The following is a 19409-nucleotide window of genomic DNA, read 5'->3' on the forward strand; positions in this document are numbered from 1 at the left end:
AGCTAGTGGCGCAGCGAGATGCCGTGCCCGATGCGACGAAACAGCAATGCGGCCACCAGGGCGCCGAAGAAGAAGAACCCGGAACCCCACCAGTACGCGACCGCGTAACTCTGCACGGCGGCCTGGGCGGCGACCGCGGCCGTCGCCGGCAGGTTCGCGGCGACATAGTTGGTCGCCGCAGTGGCCGCGAGGGTGTTGAGCAGGGCGGTGCCGATAGACCCGCCAACCTGCTGGCTGGTGTTGACCATGGCCGAGGCGACGCCGGCGAATTGCCCGTCGACACCGAGGGTGGCGGTCTGCATCGAGGCGGGCATGATGGTTCCCATTGCCAGTCCGAGAATCATCAGCGGCGGCAGCACATCAATGGCGTAGACGCTGTTCAGGTCGAGATGGGTCAGATAGATCATGCCAATCGCACCCAAGCTCATCCCGATTGGTACGAGAATTTTCGGCCCGAAACGCGGCACGAAAATATTCGTCGATAGCTGAGCCGCGAGCACGAGCATGGCGATCATCGGCAGGAACGACACACCGGTCTGCATCGGCGAGTACTGCAGCGAGGTTTGCAGGTAGTAGGTCACGAACAAAAAGATGCCGAACATACCAGCGCCGGCAATGAGGATAGAAATGTAGGCCGCAGCGCGGTTGCGGTCCAGCACGATCGCCAATGGCAGCAGCGGATGCGCCGCCTTACGTTGCCAGAGTACGAACCCGACCAGCAGAATCCCGGCGACCGACAGCGTGCCCCAGGTCAGAACGGAGTCCCAGCCGTCGGTCTCCGCGTTAGAGAAGCCGTAGACCAGGCCGAACAGGGCGCCGGAGACGAGTAGCGTTCCGGGGATGTCAAGCTTGGGGCGGGGGCCCGTGCGGGTGACGTGGCTGACAAAAATGACGGCACCAATGATGGCAATGGCGGCGATAAAGACGTTGATATAGAGGTTCCAACGCCAGTCGAAGTTTTCAGTGAGGTAGCCGCCGAGCAGCAGTCCGAAAGCGCCGCCGGCACCGGCGATGGCACCGAACACACCGAAGGCCTTGGCCCGTTCCCTGGGAATGGTGAACGTCGTGGTGAGAACAGCCAGGGCGGTCGGGGCGAGCAGCGCGCCGAACGCACCTTGCAGGGCCCGGGCACCGACGAGCATGCCGAAGCTGTCGGCCGCTCCACCGAGTGCCGATGCTGCGGCGAACCCGATCAGGCCGACAATGAACGTGCGTTTTCGCCCGATCAGGTCGGAGAGTCGACCACCGAGCAGCAGCAGGCTGCCGAAGGCAAGCGAGTATGCGGTGACGATCCACTGCCGGTCGCCATTCGAAAAGCCGAGGTCGGCTTGAGCCGACGGCAGGGCGATGTTAACAACGGTCGAATCGAGCACGACCATGAGCTGGGCCAGGCCAACAACAATAAGGGTCCACCAGCGGCGGGAGGTGGGCGGTGCGGCGACGATTTCGGGCGAAGCGACGGAGGAAGTCTGTGACATATCGGATACTCTATACGAAACCAAACAGTTCCGGATATGAACAGTTCCTGAATATGCAATAATTTACACAGGCGAAACGAAGGGGGCCCAGCAATGACGCTCGGCACCAGCCAGCTCGACACCAGCCAGCCTGGCCGTGGCCCTGATGCGAGCCCCAAACTGGGGCGCAAACGCGACCACACCCGCGATCCCGACATTCTCGAGGCCGCCCTGGAAGTGCTCGCCGAAACCGGCTATGACGGCATGACCATGGAAATGGTCGCCGCTCGGGCCAAAGCGGGCAAAGCCACCCTCTACCGCCGGTGGCCGTCGAAGGGTGAACTGGTCATCGACGCCGTCGCCTGCATGAAACGCGGAGGTTTCGACCGCGATCACCTTCCCGACACCGGTACTCTGCGCGGGGACCTCGTGGCCATGATCAAACCACACGCCGTTGAAGACGGCGCTCGCAAGATGCGCATCATGGCCGGGCTCATGTCGATGATCTCCCGCACTCCCGAGTTGGCAGAGGCGGCGCGGGCGGCGATTGTTGAGCCACGGGCATCCGCTAATCGCATTCTGTTGCAGCGAGCGATCGACCGCGGCGAGATCTCGGCCGACTGCGACATCGACAACCTCGCGATGCTGAGCCAGTCAATGGCCATCTACCGGGTTTTGGTGCTTCAGAAACCGGTCAATCGGGAATTCTTCATCGGCCTGATCGACGGCATCGTGCTGCCCGCCGTGGGCCTCGGCCGCCCGCAAGCTCAGCGGGACGGCAACACGGCTAGATAGTCACCGCCACGGCAACGGCGGTGACTTCGACGCGCATTCCGTCAACAGCCAAGCCCTGCACACCGATGGCGCAGCGCGATGGATACGGCCGAGGAACCAACCGGGCATAGACCTCATTGAATGCGGGCAGGTCCGCTATATTCGTGACGTAGATGGTCAAATGCATGAGCTTGGAGAGTCCACTACCCAACGACGTGAGCGCTTTCTGCAGATTCTGCAGGGTCTGTTCGGCCTGGAGGGACATTTCACCGAGTTCGATGCTGCCATCGGGCCTCCGCGGAATCTGCGTCGTGTAGACCAGACCCCCGTATGCGGTGCCGCCGGAAGCCAGGGCGCTCGGGTTGGGCGGTCCGATGGGAGGAATTCGGGCAATCGTCATTGGCTCACAGCTCGCTAAGAAATTCGATGGTGCGCTCAGCCTGCGGATTGTCGAGCACCTGACTTGGCGGGCCGACCTCAATCACCACGCCATCGGCCATGAACATGACTTTGTCGGCAACACTGCGGGCGAAAGAGATCTCGTGGGTGACAATCATCATCGACATTCCCGTTTCGGCCAACCCGCGAATAACGCTGAGGACCTCACCGACCAGCTGAGGATCGAGAGCGGAGGTCGGTTCGTCGAACAGCATGAGTTGCGGCTTCATAGCCAGGGCCCTAGCAATGGCCACACGCTGCTGCTGACCACCGGAGAGCTGACTGGGATAGGCACGTTCTCGTCCCTTGAGCCCCACCTGGTCCAGCAGCCGCTCGGCCTCGTGCCGCGTCTCATCTTTGTCTTGTTTCAAAACGAGCCGCGGCGCCAGCATGATGTTCTCGATGGCGTTGAGGTGACCGAACAGGTTGAAGTTCTGGAATACCATCCCCGTCATGCAACGCTGCGCGGCCAGACGATCGTCGCTCAGTTCGAAAAGCTTGTCGCCGCGCCGTTCGTAACCGATGAGCTCGCCGTTGATCTGAATCGAGCCGACATCGGGCTTTTCGAGCTGGTTTACACAGCGCAAAAAAGTGGACTTGCCTGACCCCGACGGCCCAAGCAGACAGACCACCTCGCCTTTCATTACCTCGGAGGTGATGCCCTTGAGCACCTCGTGCTCGCCGTATGACTTGTGCACGTCGAAAGCGTCCAGAATCAGGGGTGCGTCCTCGAGAATCATCCGCGGACCTCCATGTAGTTCTTCCTTCCGATCGACAGCAGCGAACGCACGAAACGTTTGTGAAACGGATGCGTGCGCGAGCGCAGCGAGTATTCCAGTCGCGACTCGAGGTAGCCTTGCAAAATTGTGGCGACGGCGGTCATGACCATGTACCAGCCGGCCGCAACGATGAGCAGTTCGATCGTGTAAAAGTTGGTCGAGTAGATTTGCTGCGTTGCGGTAAGTAGCTCCCGCGCCGCAATGACGCTCACGAGCGACGTGTTCTTGAGCACGATGATGAGTTGATTTCCGGTCGGCGGAACAATGGCCCGCACCGCCTGGGGAAGCACAACCCGCCACATAGCCTGCCGTTTGGTCAGCCCGAGCGAGCTCGCTGCTTCGTCCTGGCCCTTGGGCACCGAGATGATGCCGCCACGCACGATTTCGGCCATGTAGGCGGCCTCGTTCAGGCCGAGCGCCAGAATGGCGGCGGTCATCGCCGTCATGATGACGTTGGTCTGTGTTTCGAACCCAAAACCGGCCTGCGGCCAGCCGATCCGGATCACCGGGACAACGAGGGCGATGTTGAACCAGAAGATGATCTGGATCAGCAAGGGGGTGCCGCGAAAGGTGGTGATGTATGCGCTACTGATCACCTGGAGAACAGGGTTATTGGAGAGCCGCATGGTGGCCAGCACGGTTCCGAGAATCACCCCAACGGTGAGCGAAACGATGGTGAGCACGATCGTCAGCCGCATACCCTCAAGAATTGTTCCGTTGAGGATGTACGCCGCTACGACCGACCAGGTGATGTTCGGCGAGGTCGCGACCGTGTACAGTCCCCAGACGCACAACAGCAGCGCGATGCTGCCCCCAATCCAGCGGTACGGGTAGCGGGCGGGAATCACCTGCACGATCGATGTCGCGCCCCGGGGCCGGGGTCCGTCCGTGGCGGCCGTGCGATCCGCTCCGAGGAGGGCTTGTGCCCGCGTGCTATTCACCGGTTGCCGTTTCGGTCTGGTTGATGGTGATCGCTTTCACCCCGTACTGCTCCATGGCGTATTCCTTTAGGATCGTCTCGTACTCACCGTTGGTGAGCATCGTTTCGAGTGCCGTCGCGATGGCATCGCGCAGTTCGGGCTTCTTCTTGTTGATGACCAGGCCGATGTTGGCCCGTTCAACGACGGCATCGATCACGACGGCGAGGGGTTCACCCGGCTGGTCCAGCGACGCCTGATAGGTGGCTCCGGTGCCGTCCATAACGTGGATGTCCAGCTGCCCGCTGCGCAGGGCCAGAAGCCCGGCCGCGTCGGCGGGGAATGGGCTGAGCGCCATGGCTCCCGCATCGGGACGTTCGGTCAGGCAACGCTCGGACAGCAGCGGCAGCGCGGTGGCCGCTGCGACACCGGTCTGGAATCCCACGCGTTTGCCGCACAGATCGAGTACGTCTGAGTAGTCGCCGTCGGCGGCGGCGAGACCCATCGCGGCCGCTCCGGTCGTGAAGTAATCAACAAAATCACCGTTCATGCGGCGTTCTTCAAAGTCGCCCACCTGAGCAGCGACGACATTGAACCGTTCCGACCGCAGCGCCGGAAGCAAACCGTCCCACTTCATATTGGAGAACTCCACGGTCAGCCCGAGGGATTTTCCAATGGATTCCACGATAGCAATGTCGAGGCCCGTGAGGGTTGTGCCATCTTCTTCATACATCCGCGTGGGCGGTGACGGCGCGAATGTTCCAACGGTTAGCACGCCACCGTCGCGTATGTCATCCGGCAGGAGCGCCGCCGCCGCGGCATCCGTTGCTTCGACGGCCGGAGCAGCGTCGGCTGCGCAACCCGAAAAGAAAAGCGTTGACGCGATGGCGAGCCCGATAGTCGCCGTTGTCACGCCGTGCGCCTGAGCCTTCTGTGCCCGATGAATAGTCATTGACCGATCTCATTCCAGATTGTTGAAGCGGGAGGAATCTGCGTGGCTGATGCCGGATGATAGCTACCAGTGCGGCCGTCATCCGGAGAGTTTTCATTAGTCTAAACAGAGTGTGCAGAATACTCAATCAAAACGTTGATTATTTTACGTCGTCGAAAAATGACCGAAACACTCAACCCAATCCACCGCACGGGGTGCGACTTTCATCTCCGAATGAGGCCCGGATATGCCAAAATCCCCGCCGAAACGAGGACCTGGTGCAGAACGACGAGCTACTAGACGGCAATCCGACGCTTCAGCGCGAACGAGGCCATCGTTGCCGGCGTGATTTCTCCCGTGACCAATTGGGCAGCCCGAAAGCCCGTGGCCGGACCGAGCGTGAACCCGAGCATATTGTGCCCCGAGGCGAGTACGATGCGGCTTCGATTAGGCACGAAACCGATGTACGGCAGGCCGTCGGGGGTCATCGGCCGGGGTGCCGACCATTCCTCGATGCGCGCTTCCCAGTCCAGGTCGGCAAGATAAGGCTTCGAACTTTGCACGATCGCAGCGATCTTTTCAGCGGGGCTTCCCCGGAACGAGCCGCTGAAATCCATCGTGCCGGCGATGCGCAGGCGGGTGGCGTCCATGGGCGTGGCGCCGACATGGGCGTCGCCAAGTACGACCGTGTGCCGCGGCATGACCTTCGGGGCGACCGAAAAGCTATATCCCATGCCGGGCTGCATCTTGATACGGGTTCCCATCGGGCGCAGCAGCGATCGCGACCAGGGGCCGGCCGTCACGACGACCCTGGAGAACCGCGAGGTACGATCGCCGTGACGCACCGATACGGTGTCACCCTCTTCGCGAACCGTTTCGACCTCGCTCTGTTCGAGAAACCGCACGCCGCGACCACGCAGGTGAGCGATCAGCTGGTCAACGAACAACGACGGGTCGCCCCAGCGCAGACCGGGCTGCACGAAGCCCCAGCGGGACGCCTGGCCGAGCGCTGGCTCATACCGTCTTAAGGTCTCGCCTGCCATGAGGTCACGCGGCCGCGGAGACAGCTCCAGATCTGCAAGCGTCAGGGCTGCGGCATGATCGGCGACGGCAGATTTTTCGTCACCGAAGCAGCGCAGGTTTCCCGTCTCCTGGATCTCGGTGCCTATGCCGTCGAGCTTCATCTCGTCGAACAGTCCCATGGTCAGCCGATTCAACTCGTCCATCTTGAACAGCGACTCGCGGTACGTCGATGCTCTCGAGCTAAGGCTGAACCCCAGCAGGAACGGAATCATTTTGACGAAGCTCTGCGGGCGCACGTAGAACGCGCCGGACTTGCTGAACAAATGCTTGAGGCCATTCTCCACAGCGCCGGGGGCGGGCAGGGGCTTCGCGAAGACGATCTGCCCGCCGTTTCCCCGCGACCCGCCGCCGCCCAGGGCGCCCCGTTCGAGCACGGTCACCGAGCGGCCAGCACGTTCCAAAAAGTAGGCGGTGCACAGCCCCATGATGCCGCCACCGATGATGCCGATTTCCGTCGAAGTTTCGCCCGTGCCAGTGTGCATTAGTGCTCCCGTTGTCAACTCCGAGCGCTCGCCCGTCGCGCGGCTCCTCTCGACTCTAAACAGACTGTGCAGTTAATGCAATATGCGTTCAATTAATGAAACGACTTTCAAATGAAACAAGCTGTCTCATTAGATCAACAGAAAGGCAAGTTATAATACACAGCAGCGAACGAGCTCTTCACCCTGCTTCCCCCCACAGGAGACCCAATGGCACCCGAATCCGATGCGCCCCTGAAGACCCGGCCAATCGGCGACGGATCGATAGATCTGGGGGCTCGGATGCGCGAGGCTCGCAAGAGTCGCGGTCTTTCGGTGCGCGGGCTGGCTGCCCTCAGCGGCATCAGCGCCAGCTCGATCAGTCTGATCGAACGCAATATCGTCGCGCCACGCATAGACACCATTGTCACCGTGCTGCGGGCCATGGGGCTGACCTCCAGCCAGTTGTTCAGCGATGAGATGCGCATCCACGCTCCGCTCCGCAAGGCGGATCGCCCCCTCCTTGCCGGCGACGGCAACCATTTAGAGTACATCCTCACCCGTCGGCCGTTCGCCTCGTTTGAGGTATACAACGGGCATTTGCAGCCCGGCGTGGCCAACTTTCCCGCCAAGAAGACACACGGCAACTCGCAAGAGTTCGTGCTGATAGTGAAGGGTACGGCCACCATGGAGGTCGGCGCCGAAGAACACGTACTGGAAGAGGGCGACTCCATGGAGTATCTCTCGTCGGTCCCGCATCGTGTGCGCAATTCTGGCAGCACTCCCATGGAAATTCTCTGGGTGATCTCACCGCCCGTGCAATCCAACGAGTGACAAAGGTTGCAGGCGTAGTGTCGACGGGTGCAACTGCCAATGACTGAGCAGGCCCGAGTACTCGGGTCAACCGCATGGCGGGCCCTTGAGCGGGCCCACGAGGAACGAGCCGACGCGTTCACCCGCGGCCGCCGCGAGCGCGCGGCAACCGGCCAAACGCATCCGGTCGACGATTTTCTGTTTACCTACTACCCATTCCGTCCGGGTTTGTTGCGCCGCTGGCATCCCGGCGCTGGCGTGCTGCTGCAGAGCGCCGCCACCGAGCCCCGCGCGAACTGGAAGTGGTACGCCACCACGGGTAACGACAGCCAAGTGGATGCCGCCGCCTTCTCCGTAAAGAATGAGCGCGTCATTCACTTCATCGGTTCATTGCTGTCGGCGACCCGGCAACGCCCCGCCCACTTCGGGTGCTTTGGATTGCACGAATGGGCGATGGTTTATCGGCAGGGCGAGCACCGCCACGTCGCGCCGTTGCGCCTCGGCCAGGGCGACACCGACGCCGTCGTCGACGGCAACCGCGTGGCCTGCAGTCACTTCGATGCGTTCCGGTTCTTCACGCCCGCAGCGAGTCCGTTGAACCAGCTGCAGCCGTCGAGGGAGAACCAGCCGCTTTTGGAACAGCCCGGCTGCCTGCACGCCGGCATGGACATCTACAAGTGGGTGATCAAGCTCGGCCCGCTGGTTCCCGGCGAGGTCCTGCTCGACTCCTTCGAGCTCGCGCGCGACATACGCACCCTCGATATGGAGGCCTCCCCCTATGACTTGAGCGAGTGGGGCTACGCGCCCGTTGCGGTCGAGACTGCCACCGGCAAAGCCGAGTATGTGCGCCGTCAGCGCGGTTTCACCGAGCGCAGCAATCTGTTGCGCGACCGCGTCGTTGACCTGCTGGCTTAGAGAAGCGCGCCCGGTTGACTGTGCGGGTTGCCGGTCTCTTCTCAGGTTTCACCACCGCTACCCCTGAATGCCTCTCGTGGCGGCGATCTGCTCGTGTCGTAACGCGCATGGTGCCCGCCAAAATCGATCCTTGACACCCATTTAGGGTGCACCGACCAAACCGGATGAGCCGGGGCTCCGGACCATCTGTGCGGCCCGAATAAACATCGGGCTGGAACAGAACAACGAATAGGAGCTCTCATGAACAAGATCACGAAGCACACAAACATTCGCAAGATCACCGCGCTGGGAATCACCGGCGCCGCGGCATCCGCTCTCATTATCGGTGGCTTCGCCGCTCCCGCCCAGGCTTTCGACGGCGACCGCACCAGCAGCACCACGAGCAGCAATACCTCCACGGACAGTTCTTCGGAGCAGAACCGCCTCGACGTCATCGGCGACCTGTTCAACCTCTCCGGCAACGACTCGACCGGCAACGGGGTGCTCGGCAACGACACCTCGCTCGGCGGGGTCGCGAACGGCGGCATCGTCAACGGCCCGCTGGTTGAGGACTCGCTCACGAGCGATATCGGTGATGTTGCGTCCGGCAATGAGGTCGGCAACGGCGCGTCCGTCGGCAACGGCAACGATGTCGTCGCGCCCATCGAGGCTCCCGTCACCGCTCCGGTCGACGCCGGCAATGGCACCGACGTTGGCACCGATGTCGGCGGCGTTGATGTCGACGACATCGACGGTTCAGTCGACTCGATCGTCAACGACGTTCTTGGCGACGTCGGACTCGGACTTGGTCGCTAACCAAACCGACTAAAAGACAGGGCGTCTCCCCTCGGGAGGCGCCCTTCCTGGCTGTCAGTCGCGCGGGAACGACTCGATGACCTCGCGCATGCGCGGCAGCCCGAACTGGTCGGCGATGGCAACACCACTGTGCGTGCCGAGGCGAGGGTCGACATCCGCTTCAAGGAGCAATCGCAAAATAGCCTCATTGTTGCGAAAAACCGCGCAGGAGATGGCAGTTTGGCCCATCGCATTAATAGCGGATGCGTCCGCCCCGCGCCGCAGCAGCTCTGCGACGGTCTCTGGGTGCTGCTGATAGGCCGCGACGATCAACAGCGTGTCTCCGCGGGGGTTGAGCGTGTCGATGGGGACCCCCGCGTCGATCATCTCGCCGAGCGGGCCGGTCAGGCCGTCGCGGGCGAGGTCGAATACGCCCTCGATGACCTGCGGGCTAGGCCCGGATGTGTTCTCGTTCACTGACTGCTCCCGCTCGCTAAACCGTTTGTCCAGCGTAACCGGCGACGACCTGGTCGACCAGGGCACGGTCTTGCACCAGGGCGACGCCGAGCCGCAACTCTGCCCGGGCCCGATTAGGGAGTCTTACCCGCCGCAGTGCAGCGGCCCCACGATTCTCGGTTGGGATTGGTCGCCGGCGCGGCATTCTGAAACGGCGTCGAGGGAAACCTGGGGCACCGACGCCGTGTTCGGCACACGGTCACGGCGTCGTCATCGTGCAATCCGCCCTGCTCCCGGTCAGCTGACCATCCCCGCCGCGAGCAACGCCACCACCTCGGCGTCGGTCGTTGCTCTGAAGTCCCGATAGTGTGCTCCCACCGCCCAGAACTGCGGCGGTTCCAACACGCAGACGAGCTCATCAGCGCCCAGACGAAGCGCCGCACCCGCTGGCGCAACGGGGACTGCCACGACCACCCGGCCAGCGCCGAGCCGTCGGGCCACCAAGCAGGCGACCCGCGCGGTGGCACCCGTTGCGATACCGTCATCCACGATGATCACCACCCGACCGGTCAGCTCGACGCGGGATCGACCGCCACGCAACAGGGTTTCCCCGGCTTCGAGTTGCGCCCGTTCACGCTCTTCGACCGCGCTCAGTTCCCCCGCGCTCACGCCAACCTGCCGGAGGACGTCGTCGTTAAGCACCCGCACACCGTCCTCTCCGATGGCTCCCATGGCCACCTCAGGAGCAATGGGCACGCCGAGCTTGCGCACCACGATGACGTCCAGCGGCGCGTGCAGCGCCCGCGCCACCTCGAACGCCACTGGGACTCCCCCGCGCGGCAACCCGACGACGACGGGGTCACTGGGTCGCAGGTACTCGAGCCGGGCGGCCAGCTGGCGCCCGGCATCCGCTCTATTAGCGAACACGACCTCACCGTTCTCTCCGTCACGCTACGGCTTCCAGTCGCAGCGTGGCGGCCCAGAATAGTCTCCGCGCAGGGCTACGGGAAGGGCAGCCCGAGCGAATCTGAAAAATCGATGACGCAGCATCCGTGGTGAAATAGGGGGATGTTGCACCGAAGCGCCCCCGAGCATCGTTTTGTCCCCTCCCTCGACGGGGTGCAACTAGCCACCTACGAGCTGGGTGACCCGGATCATCCGACCGTGCTCGTGGTGCACGGCTTCGCGTCGAGCGCGATCGCGAACTGGCACGCGACCGGCTGGACCCGCGACCTGACCCGGGCCGGCTTTCACGTGATCGGCATCGACCAACGCGGCCACGGCGCAAGCGACAAGCCACACTCAGCCGAGGCTTACACGATGGAACTGCTCGTCGGCGACGTCGAGTCGGTGCTCGATGCCTACCTGGTCACGGAGGTACGTTACGTCGGCTATTCCCTCGGTGCCCGCGTCGGCTGGCAGGCTGCCCGCGAGCTCGGCGGGCGCATTACGCACGCGGTGCTCGGCGGCATCCCCGACGGCGACCCCCTCAAACGCTTTCAGATAGCGGATGCCCGCGCCCACCTCGAACACGGCGCGGAAGTCACCGACCGCCTCACCGGCGCCTTTCTCACAATGGCGAAGGCCCTGCCGGGCAACGATCTCGCCGCTCTGGTCGCCCTCGTAGAAGGCATGCGCGGCGGCCCGCAGCCCGGACCGACCAACGCCCCCTCTCAGCCACTGTTGTTCGCCACCGGCAGCGACGACAGCATTCTGGATGCTTCGCGGGCCCTGGCCGAGGCCACGCCGAACGGCAGTTTCTTTGAGATTCCGGGCCGCAATCACTTCAACGCGCCGACATCGCGGCCCTTCCGCGAGGCGGCGATTGCCTTCCTGACGGCTTAGCGCCGCGGCTTCATCCGGGTCACCTTGACCGGTTCGGATGAACGGTCGTAGGTGATCCATTCGCCCACCTGCACCCCGCGAGAGAAATTGCCGGAACGCATCTTGCTGCCGTCCTTGCGAAACCACTCCCAATAGCCGTCGAGCTCGCCAGCGGCCTTGGTGCCGCGGGCCTTGACGCCGCCGTCAGCGTAGAACTCGCAGTGTTCGCCATCGGGCGCGCTGTCCTTCATCGTGGGCATCGAGTCTCCTCTGTCTTTTCGAGTGGGTCAGCCTATCTTTGGCTTTTCGAGTGGGTCAGCCTGTCTTTGGCTGGTCAGGCGGACGAAACGGTGCCGTCGTCATCAACGTGCCAGCCGGGGTTGTGCGCGATCTCCCAGATGATGCCGTTCGGGTCGGCAACGTGCGCGTGAAAGATACCGCCGAACGCACCATCCTGCGCGGGTTTCAGCACGGTGCCACCGGCCGCCGCCATCGCGTCGACCGTTGCCCTGACCTCGTCACGGTTTTCGACGTTGTGCGAGAGGGTGACGCCGGTCGCGCCGGTGGTCGTGTGTTCGCGCTGCAGGTCTTCGTCGAACTTCTCGGCGTCGAACAGCCCCAGCATCAGCCCGGGCCCAACCTGAAAGAACACGATCTCACCGGGAACGTCGATGAACGGCGTCCAGTCGAGGCCGTCGCGGTATAAGGTGCGCACGGCCTCGAGGTCTCTCGTGGCCAGGGTGATGAAATTGACGCGTTGTTCCATGAGACGAGTGTTGCAGCCCGGCCTGAGCCTGGGGTCAGTTGTCTGCATACCTCTCGTGGCACGAGTTTGAGAAGTTGGCACTGGTTTAAACAGGGGCGAACTTCTCAAACACGTACCGCCAGGGGGGGCGGACGCATGGCGGACCAGCGCAGTACACGAGCGGATGCCACGACCGCGGGCATCCGCTTTGGCGTGCGGCGGAGCCGCCTTTACGCCGCGGGCGAACTCTTCGACTACCGTTGTACTATGACCGCACCAGACACCACAGCGCAGAACGAGGCAGACACTGCCACTGCAACCACGACATTTGCCGATCTCGGGCTCAACGACGCCATGCTCAAGGCGCTCAAAGCCGTCGGCTACGAAACCCCCTCGGCCATTCAGGCCGCCACTATCCCCCCGCTACTGGAGGGCCTGGACGTTGTCGGACTCGCCCAGACCGGTACCGGCAAGACGGCCGCGTTCGCGCTGCCGATTCTGAACCGGCTCGACCTGTCCCAGAAGAACCCGCAGGCCCTCGTGCTCGCGCCCACGCGTGAGCTCGCCCTGCAGGTGTGTGAAGCATTCGAGAAGTACGCCGCCCACATGCGCGGCGTGCACGTGCTGCCGGTTTACGGCGGACAGGGTTACGGCCAGCAACTATCGGCGTTGCGCCGCGGCGTGCACATCGTCGTCGGTACTCCCGGTCGCATCATGGACCACCTCGCCAAGGGCACCCTCGACCTCTCGGAGCTAAAGTTCCTGGTGCTGGATGAGGCCGATGAGATGCTCAACATGGGCTTCGTCGAGGACATCGAAACTATTCTCGCCGACACCCCCGACGACAAGCAAGTTGCGCTCTTCTCGGCCACGATGCCGGCGCAGATTCGCCGCATCTCCAAGAAGTACCTGCACGATCCCGAAGAAATCACGGTCAAGAGCAAGACCACGACCAGCGCGAACACCACCCAGCGCTACCTAATGGTGTCGTACCCGCAGAAACTGGATGCCCTTACCCGCATTCTCGAGGTCGAGAACTTCGAGGGCATGATCATCTTCGCCCGCACCAAGAACGAGACCGAGTTGCTCGCCGAGAAGCTGCGTGCACGCGGTTATTCCGCCATGGCGATCAACGGTGACGTGCAGCAGGTGCAGCGGGAACGCACGATCAACCAGCTCAAGAGCGGCAAGCTCGACATATTGGTCGCAACGGATGTCGCCGCGCGCGGCCTCGACGTGGAACGCATCAGCCACGTGGTCAACTACGACATTCCCATCGACACCGAATCCTACGTGCACCGCATCGGCCGCACCGGGCGGGCCGGCCGTAGCGGCGCAGCAATCAGCTTCGTCACCCCGCGCGAGCGTCGCCTGCTCACCGCGATTGAGAAGGCCACCCGTCAGCCGCTCACCCAGATGCAGCTGCCGAGCGTGGAGGACGTCAACGTGACCCGCCTCACCCGCTTCGACGATGCCATCACCGCGGCCCTCGACGAGACCGACCGCATCAGCAAGTTTCGCGACATCATCGCTCACTACGTGTCCCACCACGACGTGCCCGAGGTAGATGTGGCTGCGGCCCTCGCCGTGGTCTCCCAGGGCGAAACTCCCCTGCTGCTGTCGGCCGAAGATGTGCGGGCGCAACAGCGCATCGAACGCGACGAGCGGGTCGAGCGTTCAGAGCAGCGCGGCGACCGTCCCGACCGTGGCGGCCGTTCGGACCGCTTTAATAGAGATGACCGCAGCAGCCGCGACGATCGCGGAAGCTACAGTGCCCGCGATGACCGCCCGGTGCGCAGCGAACGCCCCGTGCGTTCCAGCGGCAAGCCAATGGCGCAGTACCGCATCGAGGTGGGCAAGCGTCATAAGGTGGAACCGCGTCAGATCGTTGGCGCCCTCGCCAATGAGGGCGGGCTGAGCCGTGACGACTTCGGACACATCAAGATTCTGCCCGAGTTCTCACTGGTTGAGCTGCCCGCTGACCTGTCCAATGATGTGTTCTCCAAGCTGGAGAACACCCGCATCAGCGGCAAACTCATCGAGCTGCGTGCTGACAAGGGTGGGGCCTCGCGCTCTGCCGAGCAGGGCGACCGCCCGGCGCGCGCACCACGCCGCGAGTACTAAAAACGCAAGCCGTGATGCCCCCTCGTCGAATTCGACGAGGGGGCATTTTGCGAGCGGGCACCGTTGTTATTGCGTCGAAACGTCGATGAGGACTTTTCCGGTGACGCCGCTTTCGACCAGCGCATGGGCATCCGCTGTGCGGGCGAGATCAAAGCGATGCAGCGGTAGTCCGGCATCCGCTCCAACGGGCAGCGCGCCGTCGATGAGGGCTTCATTAATGCTGGCAGCAGCCCGCTGCACGACCTCACTGCCAACGGTGTAGAGCAAGACGAACTGGTAACGCACGTTGAGGCTGAAGTGTTTGCGCACGTCGAGTGTCATCTCGTCGCCACCGTTGTTGGCATACACGGCAATGGAGCCGCGGTTGCGAATCACGGCGAGGTCTAACTCTGAGTTCTGGGCCGGCGCCACCTCCACAATGAGGTCCACACCGTGTGGAGCAATACGGCGAATGAGAGTCGCCACCTCGGAATCGGTGTAGGTGAGTACGTGCTGGGCGCCGGCAGCTGAGGCGAGAGCCGCTTTCTCCGGACCGCTCACCGTGGTGATTACGGTTGCTCCCGCCCAGCGTGCTAGTTGTATGGCGGCGTGACCGACCGCGCCGGCACCACCGGCGACGAGCACGGTTTTGCCCTCAAGAGCCCCTGGATGCAGTCGTCCTGGACCGTCCTCCGCCACGGTCAGCGCCCGATAGGCGGTGATAGCCGGCACGCCGAGGCTGGCTCCCTGGTCGAAGCTGGCCGGGGAGGGCAACAGAAAAACGCGCTCTGCCGGCAAGACGGCGAACTCTTGGGCGGTGCCGCTGTCAGCACGCTGGTAGGCAGCGAGAGCCAGCCAGACCCGATCGCCAACTGCAACGTTGGACACTCCGGCACCAACAGCATCCACAATGCCCGCGCCGTCTTGGTTGGGTACGATGTCGGCAAATGCCAGCGCCTGGCCCGGGGCCGAACCGCGCCTGGACTTCCAGTCGGTCGGGTTCACCCCACTCACAACAATACGCACCCGAACCTCGCCGGCGCCTGGCTCACTAGCCGGCCGATCCACGAGGTGCAGCACAGACGGGTCACCGGTTTCGCGATACACAATTGTCTTCATACGGGTGCCAACGTTGAGGCCACCAAAATGTTTCCCGCACGGCCCCTACACCGCGACGTCGACCCATTCGTGGCCACGAAGCTCCAAATTGGCGGCTCCAGCGGTGACCTGAGCAACCGTCGCCGCCAGACGCTCGGCATCGTCGTCGGCAATGTGCAGCACGGCCTCGCGCCCATAGTCTGTGCCGAGAATCAGCACTCCGCGCTGGCGCAACTCGGCCTCAATGCGCCCGGCATCGGCATGGGAGAGCGCGAGCGAGAACAGCTCGCGGCGTTCGCGCGCCACGACCAATCCGCCGGTATGGGCCAGATCGATCGCGGTCAGAACAGCCTCGGAGTAGGCGCGCACCAGGCCACCAGCACCGAGCAGGGTGCCGCCGAAGTAGCGACTGACGACGGCCACGCAGTCCACAAAACCGCGCCCGGCCAACGCCTCCAGCATGGGCCGTCCGGCCGTTCCCGACGGTTCCCCATCATCATTGGAACGGCGCACCTGGTCGGAGGCTGTTGCCGGTCCGAGTACGAAGGCCGAGCAGTGGTGGCGGGCGTTCCAGTGCTCCTTGCGGGCGTCGTCTATCGCGGCGCGGGCGGCATCCTCTGTCTCGGTTCGCACCAGCCGGCACAGAAATCGGGATCGTTTCACCTCGATTTCAGCATCGACGCGAGCGCCAAGGCCGCCGTGCAGGGTGAGGTCTGGCATCTAGGATTTCTGCGCGGTGGTGGCGGCCGCTGCGCTCCGCACGCCCTCTGGTCGGCCGGCCCGCACCCAAATTTGATGCAGGATGAGCGAGACTATGAGGGCTGCCGCGAGGCTGATCAGCGGCAACCCGCGCGAGAGATTCATGATGAGCGTGAACAAGACGACGATGGCGCCCACCATGTTCAGTGCGAGGGACGCGCGTCGGCCCTCCTTAAACGAGAATCTGGCCATCGCCAGCAGTCCGCCCAGAAAGCTGAGGAACACCGCAACCGCGTAGTACAAGACCAGTTTCTGATCACTCGCACCGGCGATGATCGTGATCGTCACAGCCAACGCGGTGAAGAGCGCCACTCCCCAAAAGGGAGTGTGCCGGCTATTGGTCCGGGCCAGGGCTTTGGGCAAAATCCCCACGAGTTGGCCATTGGATCGCTCATGCCGTGCCAGCGCTTTGAGCATTCCCGGGCCCGCTTGAAACGAAGAACTTGCCGCCGCGAGCAGGAGTAGGGCGGTGGCCAGCTGAAAAGCGGCAAAGAGCGGTGCCGGTGCTGCCACCCGGGCGAGCTCCGCAATTTGGGTGCTATCCGCACCCGGAATACCAATCTTGAGGTGAACCAGCTCCAGGGCGAGCCCCATGGTAATGGTGCCGACCACACCGAGCGTCAGCCACAGTGTGAGCCGACCGAATCGCCTGCGGCCGGCATCGTCGAGTTCGGCAAGCTCGGCAATGGCCGTCGAGGGGGCCTCCACCCCGGTAGCCAGCGCCATGGCAACCGGAAAAGCCAGCAATACGGCCAAAATCGGAACGTGGGGAGCGGTCGCGGAGATGGTTCCAGAATCCTGTGGAGCCACCCCAAGCCCGTACAGCAAGACGAGGGCCGCCAGCGCGATAAACGTGAGCGTCATCGCCGCGAAAATTATTCGCCCGAGGTGCCCGAACAGCGTGGCGAACCCGACAAAAAGAAGCAGCCCCACCGCTATTTCAATTCGCCAGGGCGCGAGCTGCGGAAAGTACGCGATCACAGCCGATGCCCCGGCCGAGACGCTCACAGCGATCGTCAGCACAAAATCCACCACGAGGGCACCGATCGGAATGAACGACCAGCCATCACCGAAGGCTTCACCGACGGCAGCCGATGCACCGCCACCCTTGGGATAGCGCGCGATCAGCTGCCGATAGTTCACGATGACGAGAGTGATGATGGCCACCACCAGGCCCATCGTGGCCAGCAGCAGCGAAAGATCGCCACCGAGCGCTCGGAGGGCCGCCTCAACGGCATAGGCGACGGACGAGACCGGATCGGCCATAACAGAGAAGGCAAAAGCTACCAGCAGCACGCCACGCGAGGCGAAAACCCGGCGAAACCGGCTGCCGCGTGGGCGAGCGGGCGATGCAACAGTGTCGGGCACGAGCAACCCTTCACTAGAGGCTCAACCCTGCAAGTTTAGGAGCCTGCCGCTCTACGGCCAAGTTGAACGGATGCCTCGGTCATCAGTTGTCGACTCGTGCAGCGCAGACTCGTGCGAATGCTCGTCATGCTGCATTGGCTCGTCTGGCAACAGGGATTCGGCAGCCAACTCCACGCGCTCCTCCCCCACGGCGGCGATGCCGCCCAAAATGAGCAGTCCGCCGAGCAGTTGCAGGGGCGTGAGCATTTCGCCCAGCAGCACCCAGGCAAACAGTGACGCAAAGATCACCTCGAGCAGTCCCGCAAACGAGGACAGCCTCGACCCGAGGATTCCGGCGGCGGTGATGCCCGCCGCATAGGCGATGGCTGTGCTGATGACCGCGAGGGCGAGCAGGGAAACCCACCAAGGCGTCACCACCCCGAGCAGCGACAGGTCGGTGAAGGCTGCCGTGAAGGGGAGCAGGCCAGTGATACCAAGCAAGCCGAGTGCGCCGCCGCCAACTAAGAGCCCAAACGCCGCCAAGGCAATGGGCGGCAGGCCCTGCGCGGGCCGTGCGGCCACGACGAAGAACACGGCACAGGCGACTGCGGCACCAAACGCGAACAGAACGCCCACCGGATCAACCGCTCGAATGGCGCCGGGTCCGATCACGAGCACGAGGCCGCTCACGGCGAGGGCCGAGCCGAGCAGAACCGTGCGGCGCGGCATCCGTTTTGTGGTCACCCAGACAAAGCCGACCAGAATGAGCGGGGCCAGAAACTCGATCAAGAGCGCGGTCGAGACTGGGATGGTTTGTAGGGCCGCGAAATAGGCCAACTGGGTGCTGGCCACACCAATAATTCCCATGGCGAGCACCCGCCAGCGCCCGAGCCAGAGGGCGGCCCAGCGACCACGCATGGAGTACAGCGCGATCGGCAATAGCACGATGCCGGCGGTGAGGGCGCGAGCGGTGACGGCAGCGGTCGGTGACCAGCCGGCCTCGAGCATCGGTTTAGCGAGTGCTCCGGAGGTGCCGAAAGATACCGCCGCGAGAACGGCGACGAGCAGCCCGCCCGGAATAGATGCCAGCTTCATGAGGTCCCTTCGTCGCTTTCGTCATGGTCTAAACTGGGCCATGACACTGACAGTACGACTCAGCTGACAAGGAGTCAACTTGCATTTTGCCCCTGACACCGAGGAGGCGTTGGAGTTCGTGGTGCGACTGGGCAACACCGACGCCGCTGCTTCTCGCAGCGCACGCGATGAGCTTACGACGCTCGCCGATCTCGCGGCCCTGCACTCCCCCATTCCCTTCACCGGTCGCGTCGACGGCGACGCTGCCGAATTGCGCGACGTGCGGCAGACCCGTGCCCTGGTGCGCCAAATCTGGAGCCTGAACCGGGACGACGCCGTGACCGAGGTCAACCGCATTCTGCGTGAGGCCAAGGCGCTTCCCCAACTCGCGCGCCACGATGCGTCGGACTGGCACCTTCATGCCACCGTGTCGGATGCTCCCCTCGGCGAGCGCATGCGGGTCGAGGCAGCGCTCGCACTCATCGACGTCATTCGCAGCGATGAGATGGGCCGGCTTCGAATCTGCGAAGCGGATGACTGCGCTGGCCTTCTGCTCGACCTCTCCCGCAATGGATCCAAGCGTTTTTGTAGCGTACGCTGCGGCAACCGCATGAACATGATCGCGTTTCGCGGGCGGCAGGCCGTTGACACGCCCAGCTGACCG

General features: G+C 63.4%; 21 protein-coding genes. 7 read left to right on the plus strand and 14 right to left on the minus strand.

Annotated features, from left to right (window positions below; genetic code table 11):
* Positions 1-2: 2 nt before the first annotated feature.
* On the minus strand, positions 3-1478 hold the full coding sequence (locus QMK31_RS12280) for an MFS transporter (RefSeq protein ID WP_283501230.1): 1476 nt from the start codon (positions 1476-1478) through the stop codon (positions 3-5).
* A gap of 93 nt (positions 1479-1571) precedes the next feature.
* Here QMK31_RS12280 and QMK31_RS12285 point away from each other — a divergent pair, with 93 nt between their 5' ends.
* Positions 1572-2252, plus strand: coding sequence for a TetR/AcrR family transcriptional regulator (locus QMK31_RS12285; RefSeq protein ID WP_283501231.1), 681 nt, complete (start codon positions 1572-1574; stop codon positions 2250-2252).
* Here the strand turns inward: QMK31_RS12285 and QMK31_RS12290 are convergent.
* The 5 genes from QMK31_RS12290 to QMK31_RS12310 form a co-directional block, all read right to left on the minus strand.
* Positions 2245-2631, minus strand: a complete 387-nt coding sequence (locus QMK31_RS12290; RefSeq protein WP_283501232.1) for a RidA family protein — start codon at positions 2629-2631, stop codon at positions 2245-2247. The genes QMK31_RS12285 and QMK31_RS12290 overlap by 8 nt on opposite strands.
* A 4-nt stretch (positions 2632-2635) precedes the next feature.
* Positions 2636-3409: an amino acid ABC transporter ATP-binding protein gene (locus QMK31_RS12295; RefSeq protein ID WP_283501233.1), complete on the minus strand. Its 774-nt coding sequence runs from the start codon at positions 3407-3409 to the stop codon at positions 2636-2638.
* Positions 3406-4389: an amino acid ABC transporter permease gene (locus QMK31_RS12300; protein ID WP_283501234.1), complete on the minus strand. Its 984-nt coding sequence runs from the start codon at positions 4387-4389 to the stop codon at positions 3406-3408. Before QMK31_RS12300 ends, QMK31_RS12295 begins: the two co-directional genes overlap by 4 nt.
* Positions 4382-5317: a transporter substrate-binding domain-containing protein gene (locus tag QMK31_RS12305; RefSeq protein WP_283501235.1), complete on the minus strand. Its 936-nt coding sequence runs from the start codon at positions 5315-5317 to the stop codon at positions 4382-4384. Before QMK31_RS12305 ends, QMK31_RS12300 begins: the two co-directional genes overlap by 8 nt.
* 275 nt (positions 5318-5592) lie before the next feature.
* Entirely contained in the window at positions 5593-6861 is a 1269-nt protein-coding gene (locus tag QMK31_RS12310) for an NAD(P)/FAD-dependent oxidoreductase (RefSeq protein ID WP_283501236.1), read from the minus strand.
* A 207-nt stretch (positions 6862-7068) separates the two neighbouring features.
* Here QMK31_RS12310 and QMK31_RS12315 point away from each other — a divergent pair, with 207 nt between their 5' ends.
* From QMK31_RS12315 to QMK31_RS12325, 3 genes are all read left to right on the plus strand, one after another.
* Positions 7069-7671 (plus strand): helix-turn-helix domain-containing protein, encoded by a 603-nt coding sequence (locus tag QMK31_RS12315; RefSeq protein ID WP_283501237.1) that lies wholly within the window; start codon positions 7069-7071, stop codon positions 7669-7671.
* Between the two features lie 39 nt (positions 7672-7710).
* Positions 7711-8565 carry a 3-methyladenine DNA glycosylase gene (locus QMK31_RS12320; RefSeq protein ID WP_283501238.1) on the plus strand — a complete coding sequence of 285 codons (855 nt, stop codon included), beginning with the start codon at positions 7711-7713 and terminating at the stop codon, positions 8563-8565.
* Between the two features lie 240 nt (positions 8566-8805).
* Positions 8806-9360 carry a hypothetical protein gene (locus tag QMK31_RS12325; protein ID WP_283501239.1) on the plus strand — a complete coding sequence of 185 codons (555 nt, stop codon included), beginning with the start codon at positions 8806-8808 and terminating at the stop codon, positions 9358-9360.
* A 54-nt stretch (positions 9361-9414) separates the two neighbouring features.
* On the opposite strand, the gene QMK31_RS12330 is transcribed toward QMK31_RS12325, so the two are convergent.
* Positions 9415-9816, minus strand: coding sequence for an ankyrin repeat domain-containing protein (locus QMK31_RS12330; protein WP_283501240.1), 402 nt, complete (start codon positions 9814-9816; stop codon positions 9415-9417).
* Positions 9817-10092: 276 nt separating this feature from the next.
* Entirely contained in the window at positions 10093-10722 is a 630-nt protein-coding gene (locus QMK31_RS12335) for a phosphoribosyltransferase (RefSeq protein WP_283501241.1), read from the minus strand.
* Between the two features lie 141 nt (positions 10723-10863).
* Here QMK31_RS12335 and QMK31_RS12340 point away from each other — a divergent pair, with 141 nt between their 5' ends.
* Positions 10864-11640 carry an alpha/beta fold hydrolase gene (locus tag QMK31_RS12340; protein WP_283501242.1) on the plus strand — a complete coding sequence of 259 codons (777 nt, stop codon included), beginning with the start codon at positions 10864-10866 and terminating at the stop codon, positions 11638-11640.
* On the opposite strand, the gene QMK31_RS12345 is transcribed toward QMK31_RS12340, so the two are convergent.
* Together QMK31_RS12345 and QMK31_RS12350 are read right to left on the minus strand one after the other, a co-directional pair.
* A complete protein-coding gene (locus tag QMK31_RS12345) occupies positions 11637-11879 on the minus strand; it encodes a toxin-antitoxin system YwqK family antitoxin (protein ID WP_283501243.1) in 243 nt (80 codons plus the stop codon). The genes QMK31_RS12340 and QMK31_RS12345 overlap by 4 nt on opposite strands.
* Positions 11880-11953: 74 nt before the next feature.
* Positions 11954-12385 carry a VOC family protein gene (locus QMK31_RS12350; RefSeq protein WP_283501244.1) on the minus strand — a complete coding sequence of 144 codons (432 nt, stop codon included), beginning with the start codon at positions 12383-12385 and terminating at the stop codon, positions 11954-11956.
* A 246-nt stretch (positions 12386-12631) separates the two neighbouring features.
* On the opposite strand from QMK31_RS12350, the gene QMK31_RS12355 reads away from it, so the two are divergent.
* The gene (locus QMK31_RS12355; RefSeq protein ID WP_283501245.1) at positions 12632-14488 is read left to right on the plus strand and encodes a DEAD/DEAH box helicase; all 1857 of its coding nucleotides are present in this window, start codon (positions 12632-12634) and stop codon (positions 14486-14488) included.
* 66 nt (positions 14489-14554) lie between these two features.
* On the opposite strand, the gene QMK31_RS12360 is transcribed toward QMK31_RS12355, so the two are convergent.
* From QMK31_RS12360 to QMK31_RS12375, 4 genes are read right to left on the minus strand one after another with little or no spacing between them, the layout of a single operon-like run.
* Entirely contained in the window at positions 14555-15586 is a 1032-nt protein-coding gene (locus QMK31_RS12360) for an NADPH:quinone reductase (RefSeq protein WP_283501246.1), read from the minus strand.
* Between the two features lie 45 nt (positions 15587-15631).
* The gene (locus tag QMK31_RS12365) at positions 15632-16285 is read right to left on the minus strand and encodes a YigZ family protein (protein ID WP_283501247.1); all 654 of its coding nucleotides are present in this window, start codon (positions 16283-16285) and stop codon (positions 15632-15634) included.
* Complete coding sequence (locus QMK31_RS12370) at positions 16286-17692, minus strand: APC family permease (protein ID WP_283501248.1); 1407 nt, start codon at positions 17690-17692, stop codon at positions 16286-16288. It lies immediately after the preceding gene.
* Between the two features lie 51 nt (positions 17693-17743).
* Positions 17744-18766: an EamA family transporter gene (locus QMK31_RS12375; RefSeq protein WP_283501249.1), complete on the minus strand. Its 1023-nt coding sequence runs from the start codon at positions 18764-18766 to the stop codon at positions 17744-17746.
* Between the two features lie 79 nt (positions 18767-18845).
* Here QMK31_RS12375 and QMK31_RS12380 point away from each other — a divergent pair, with 79 nt between their 5' ends.
* A complete protein-coding gene (locus QMK31_RS12380; protein WP_283501250.1) occupies positions 18846-19406 on the plus strand; it encodes a CGNR zinc finger domain-containing protein in 561 nt (186 codons plus the stop codon).
* Positions 19407-19409: the final 3 nt, after the last annotated feature.

It is taken from the genome of Cryobacterium sp. PH31-O1 (assembly GCF_030063455.1).
Classification (GTDB): Bacteria; Actinomycetota; Actinomycetes; order Actinomycetales; family Microbacteriaceae; genus Cryobacterium.

Excerpts from the sequence above, each read along its gene's own strand:
- QMK31_RS12295 (WP_283501233.1), bottom strand. The coding sequence starts at position 3,409 with ATGATTCTCGAGGACGCACCCCTGATTCTGGACGCTTTCGACGTGCAC.
- QMK31_RS12325 (WP_283501239.1), top strand. The coding sequence starts at position 8,806 with ATGAACAAGATCACGAAGCACACAAACATTCGCAAGATCACCGCGCTG.
- QMK31_RS12350 (WP_283501244.1), bottom strand. The coding sequence starts at position 12,385 with ATGGAACAACGCGTCAATTTCATCACCCTGGCCACGAGAGACCTCGAG.
- QMK31_RS12360 (WP_283501246.1), bottom strand. The coding sequence starts at position 15,586 with ATGAAGACAATTGTGTATCGCGAAACCGGTGACCCGTCTGTGCTGCAC.
- QMK31_RS12280 (WP_283501230.1), bottom strand. The coding sequence starts at position 1,478 with ATGTCACAGACTTCCTCCGTCGCTTCGCCCGAAATCGTCGCCGCACCG.
- QMK31_RS12310 (WP_283501236.1), bottom strand. The coding sequence starts at position 6,861 with ATGCACACTGGCACGGGCGAAACTTCGACGGAAATCGGCATCATCGGT.
- QMK31_RS12285 (WP_283501231.1), top strand. The coding sequence starts at position 1,572 with ATGACGCTCGGCACCAGCCAGCTCGACACCAGCCAGCCTGGCCGTGGC.
- QMK31_RS12355 (WP_283501245.1), top strand. The coding sequence starts at position 12,632 with ATGACCGCACCAGACACCACAGCGCAGAACGAGGCAGACACTGCCACT.
- QMK31_RS12315 (WP_283501237.1), top strand. The coding sequence starts at position 7,069 with ATGGCACCCGAATCCGATGCGCCCCTGAAGACCCGGCCAATCGGCGAC.
- QMK31_RS12365 (WP_283501247.1), bottom strand. The coding sequence starts at position 16,285 with ATGCCAGACCTCACCCTGCACGGCGGCCTTGGCGCTCGCGTCGATGCT.
- QMK31_RS12375 (WP_283501249.1), bottom strand. The coding sequence starts at position 18,766 with ATGAAGCTGGCATCTATTCCGGGCGGGCTGCTCGTCGCCGTTCTCGCG.
- QMK31_RS12320 (WP_283501238.1), top strand. The coding sequence starts at position 7,711 with ATGACTGAGCAGGCCCGAGTACTCGGGTCAACCGCATGGCGGGCCCTT.
- QMK31_RS12305 (WP_283501235.1), bottom strand. The coding sequence starts at position 5,317 with ATGACTATTCATCGGGCACAGAAGGCTCAGGCGCACGGCGTGACAACG.
- QMK31_RS12290 (WP_283501232.1), bottom strand. The coding sequence starts at position 2,631 with ATGACGATTGCCCGAATTCCTCCCATCGGACCGCCCAACCCGAGCGCC.
- QMK31_RS12345 (WP_283501243.1), bottom strand. The coding sequence starts at position 11,879 with ATGCCCACGATGAAGGACAGCGCGCCCGATGGCGAACACTGCGAGTTC.
- QMK31_RS12340 (WP_283501242.1), top strand. The coding sequence starts at position 10,864 with ATGTTGCACCGAAGCGCCCCCGAGCATCGTTTTGTCCCCTCCCTCGAC.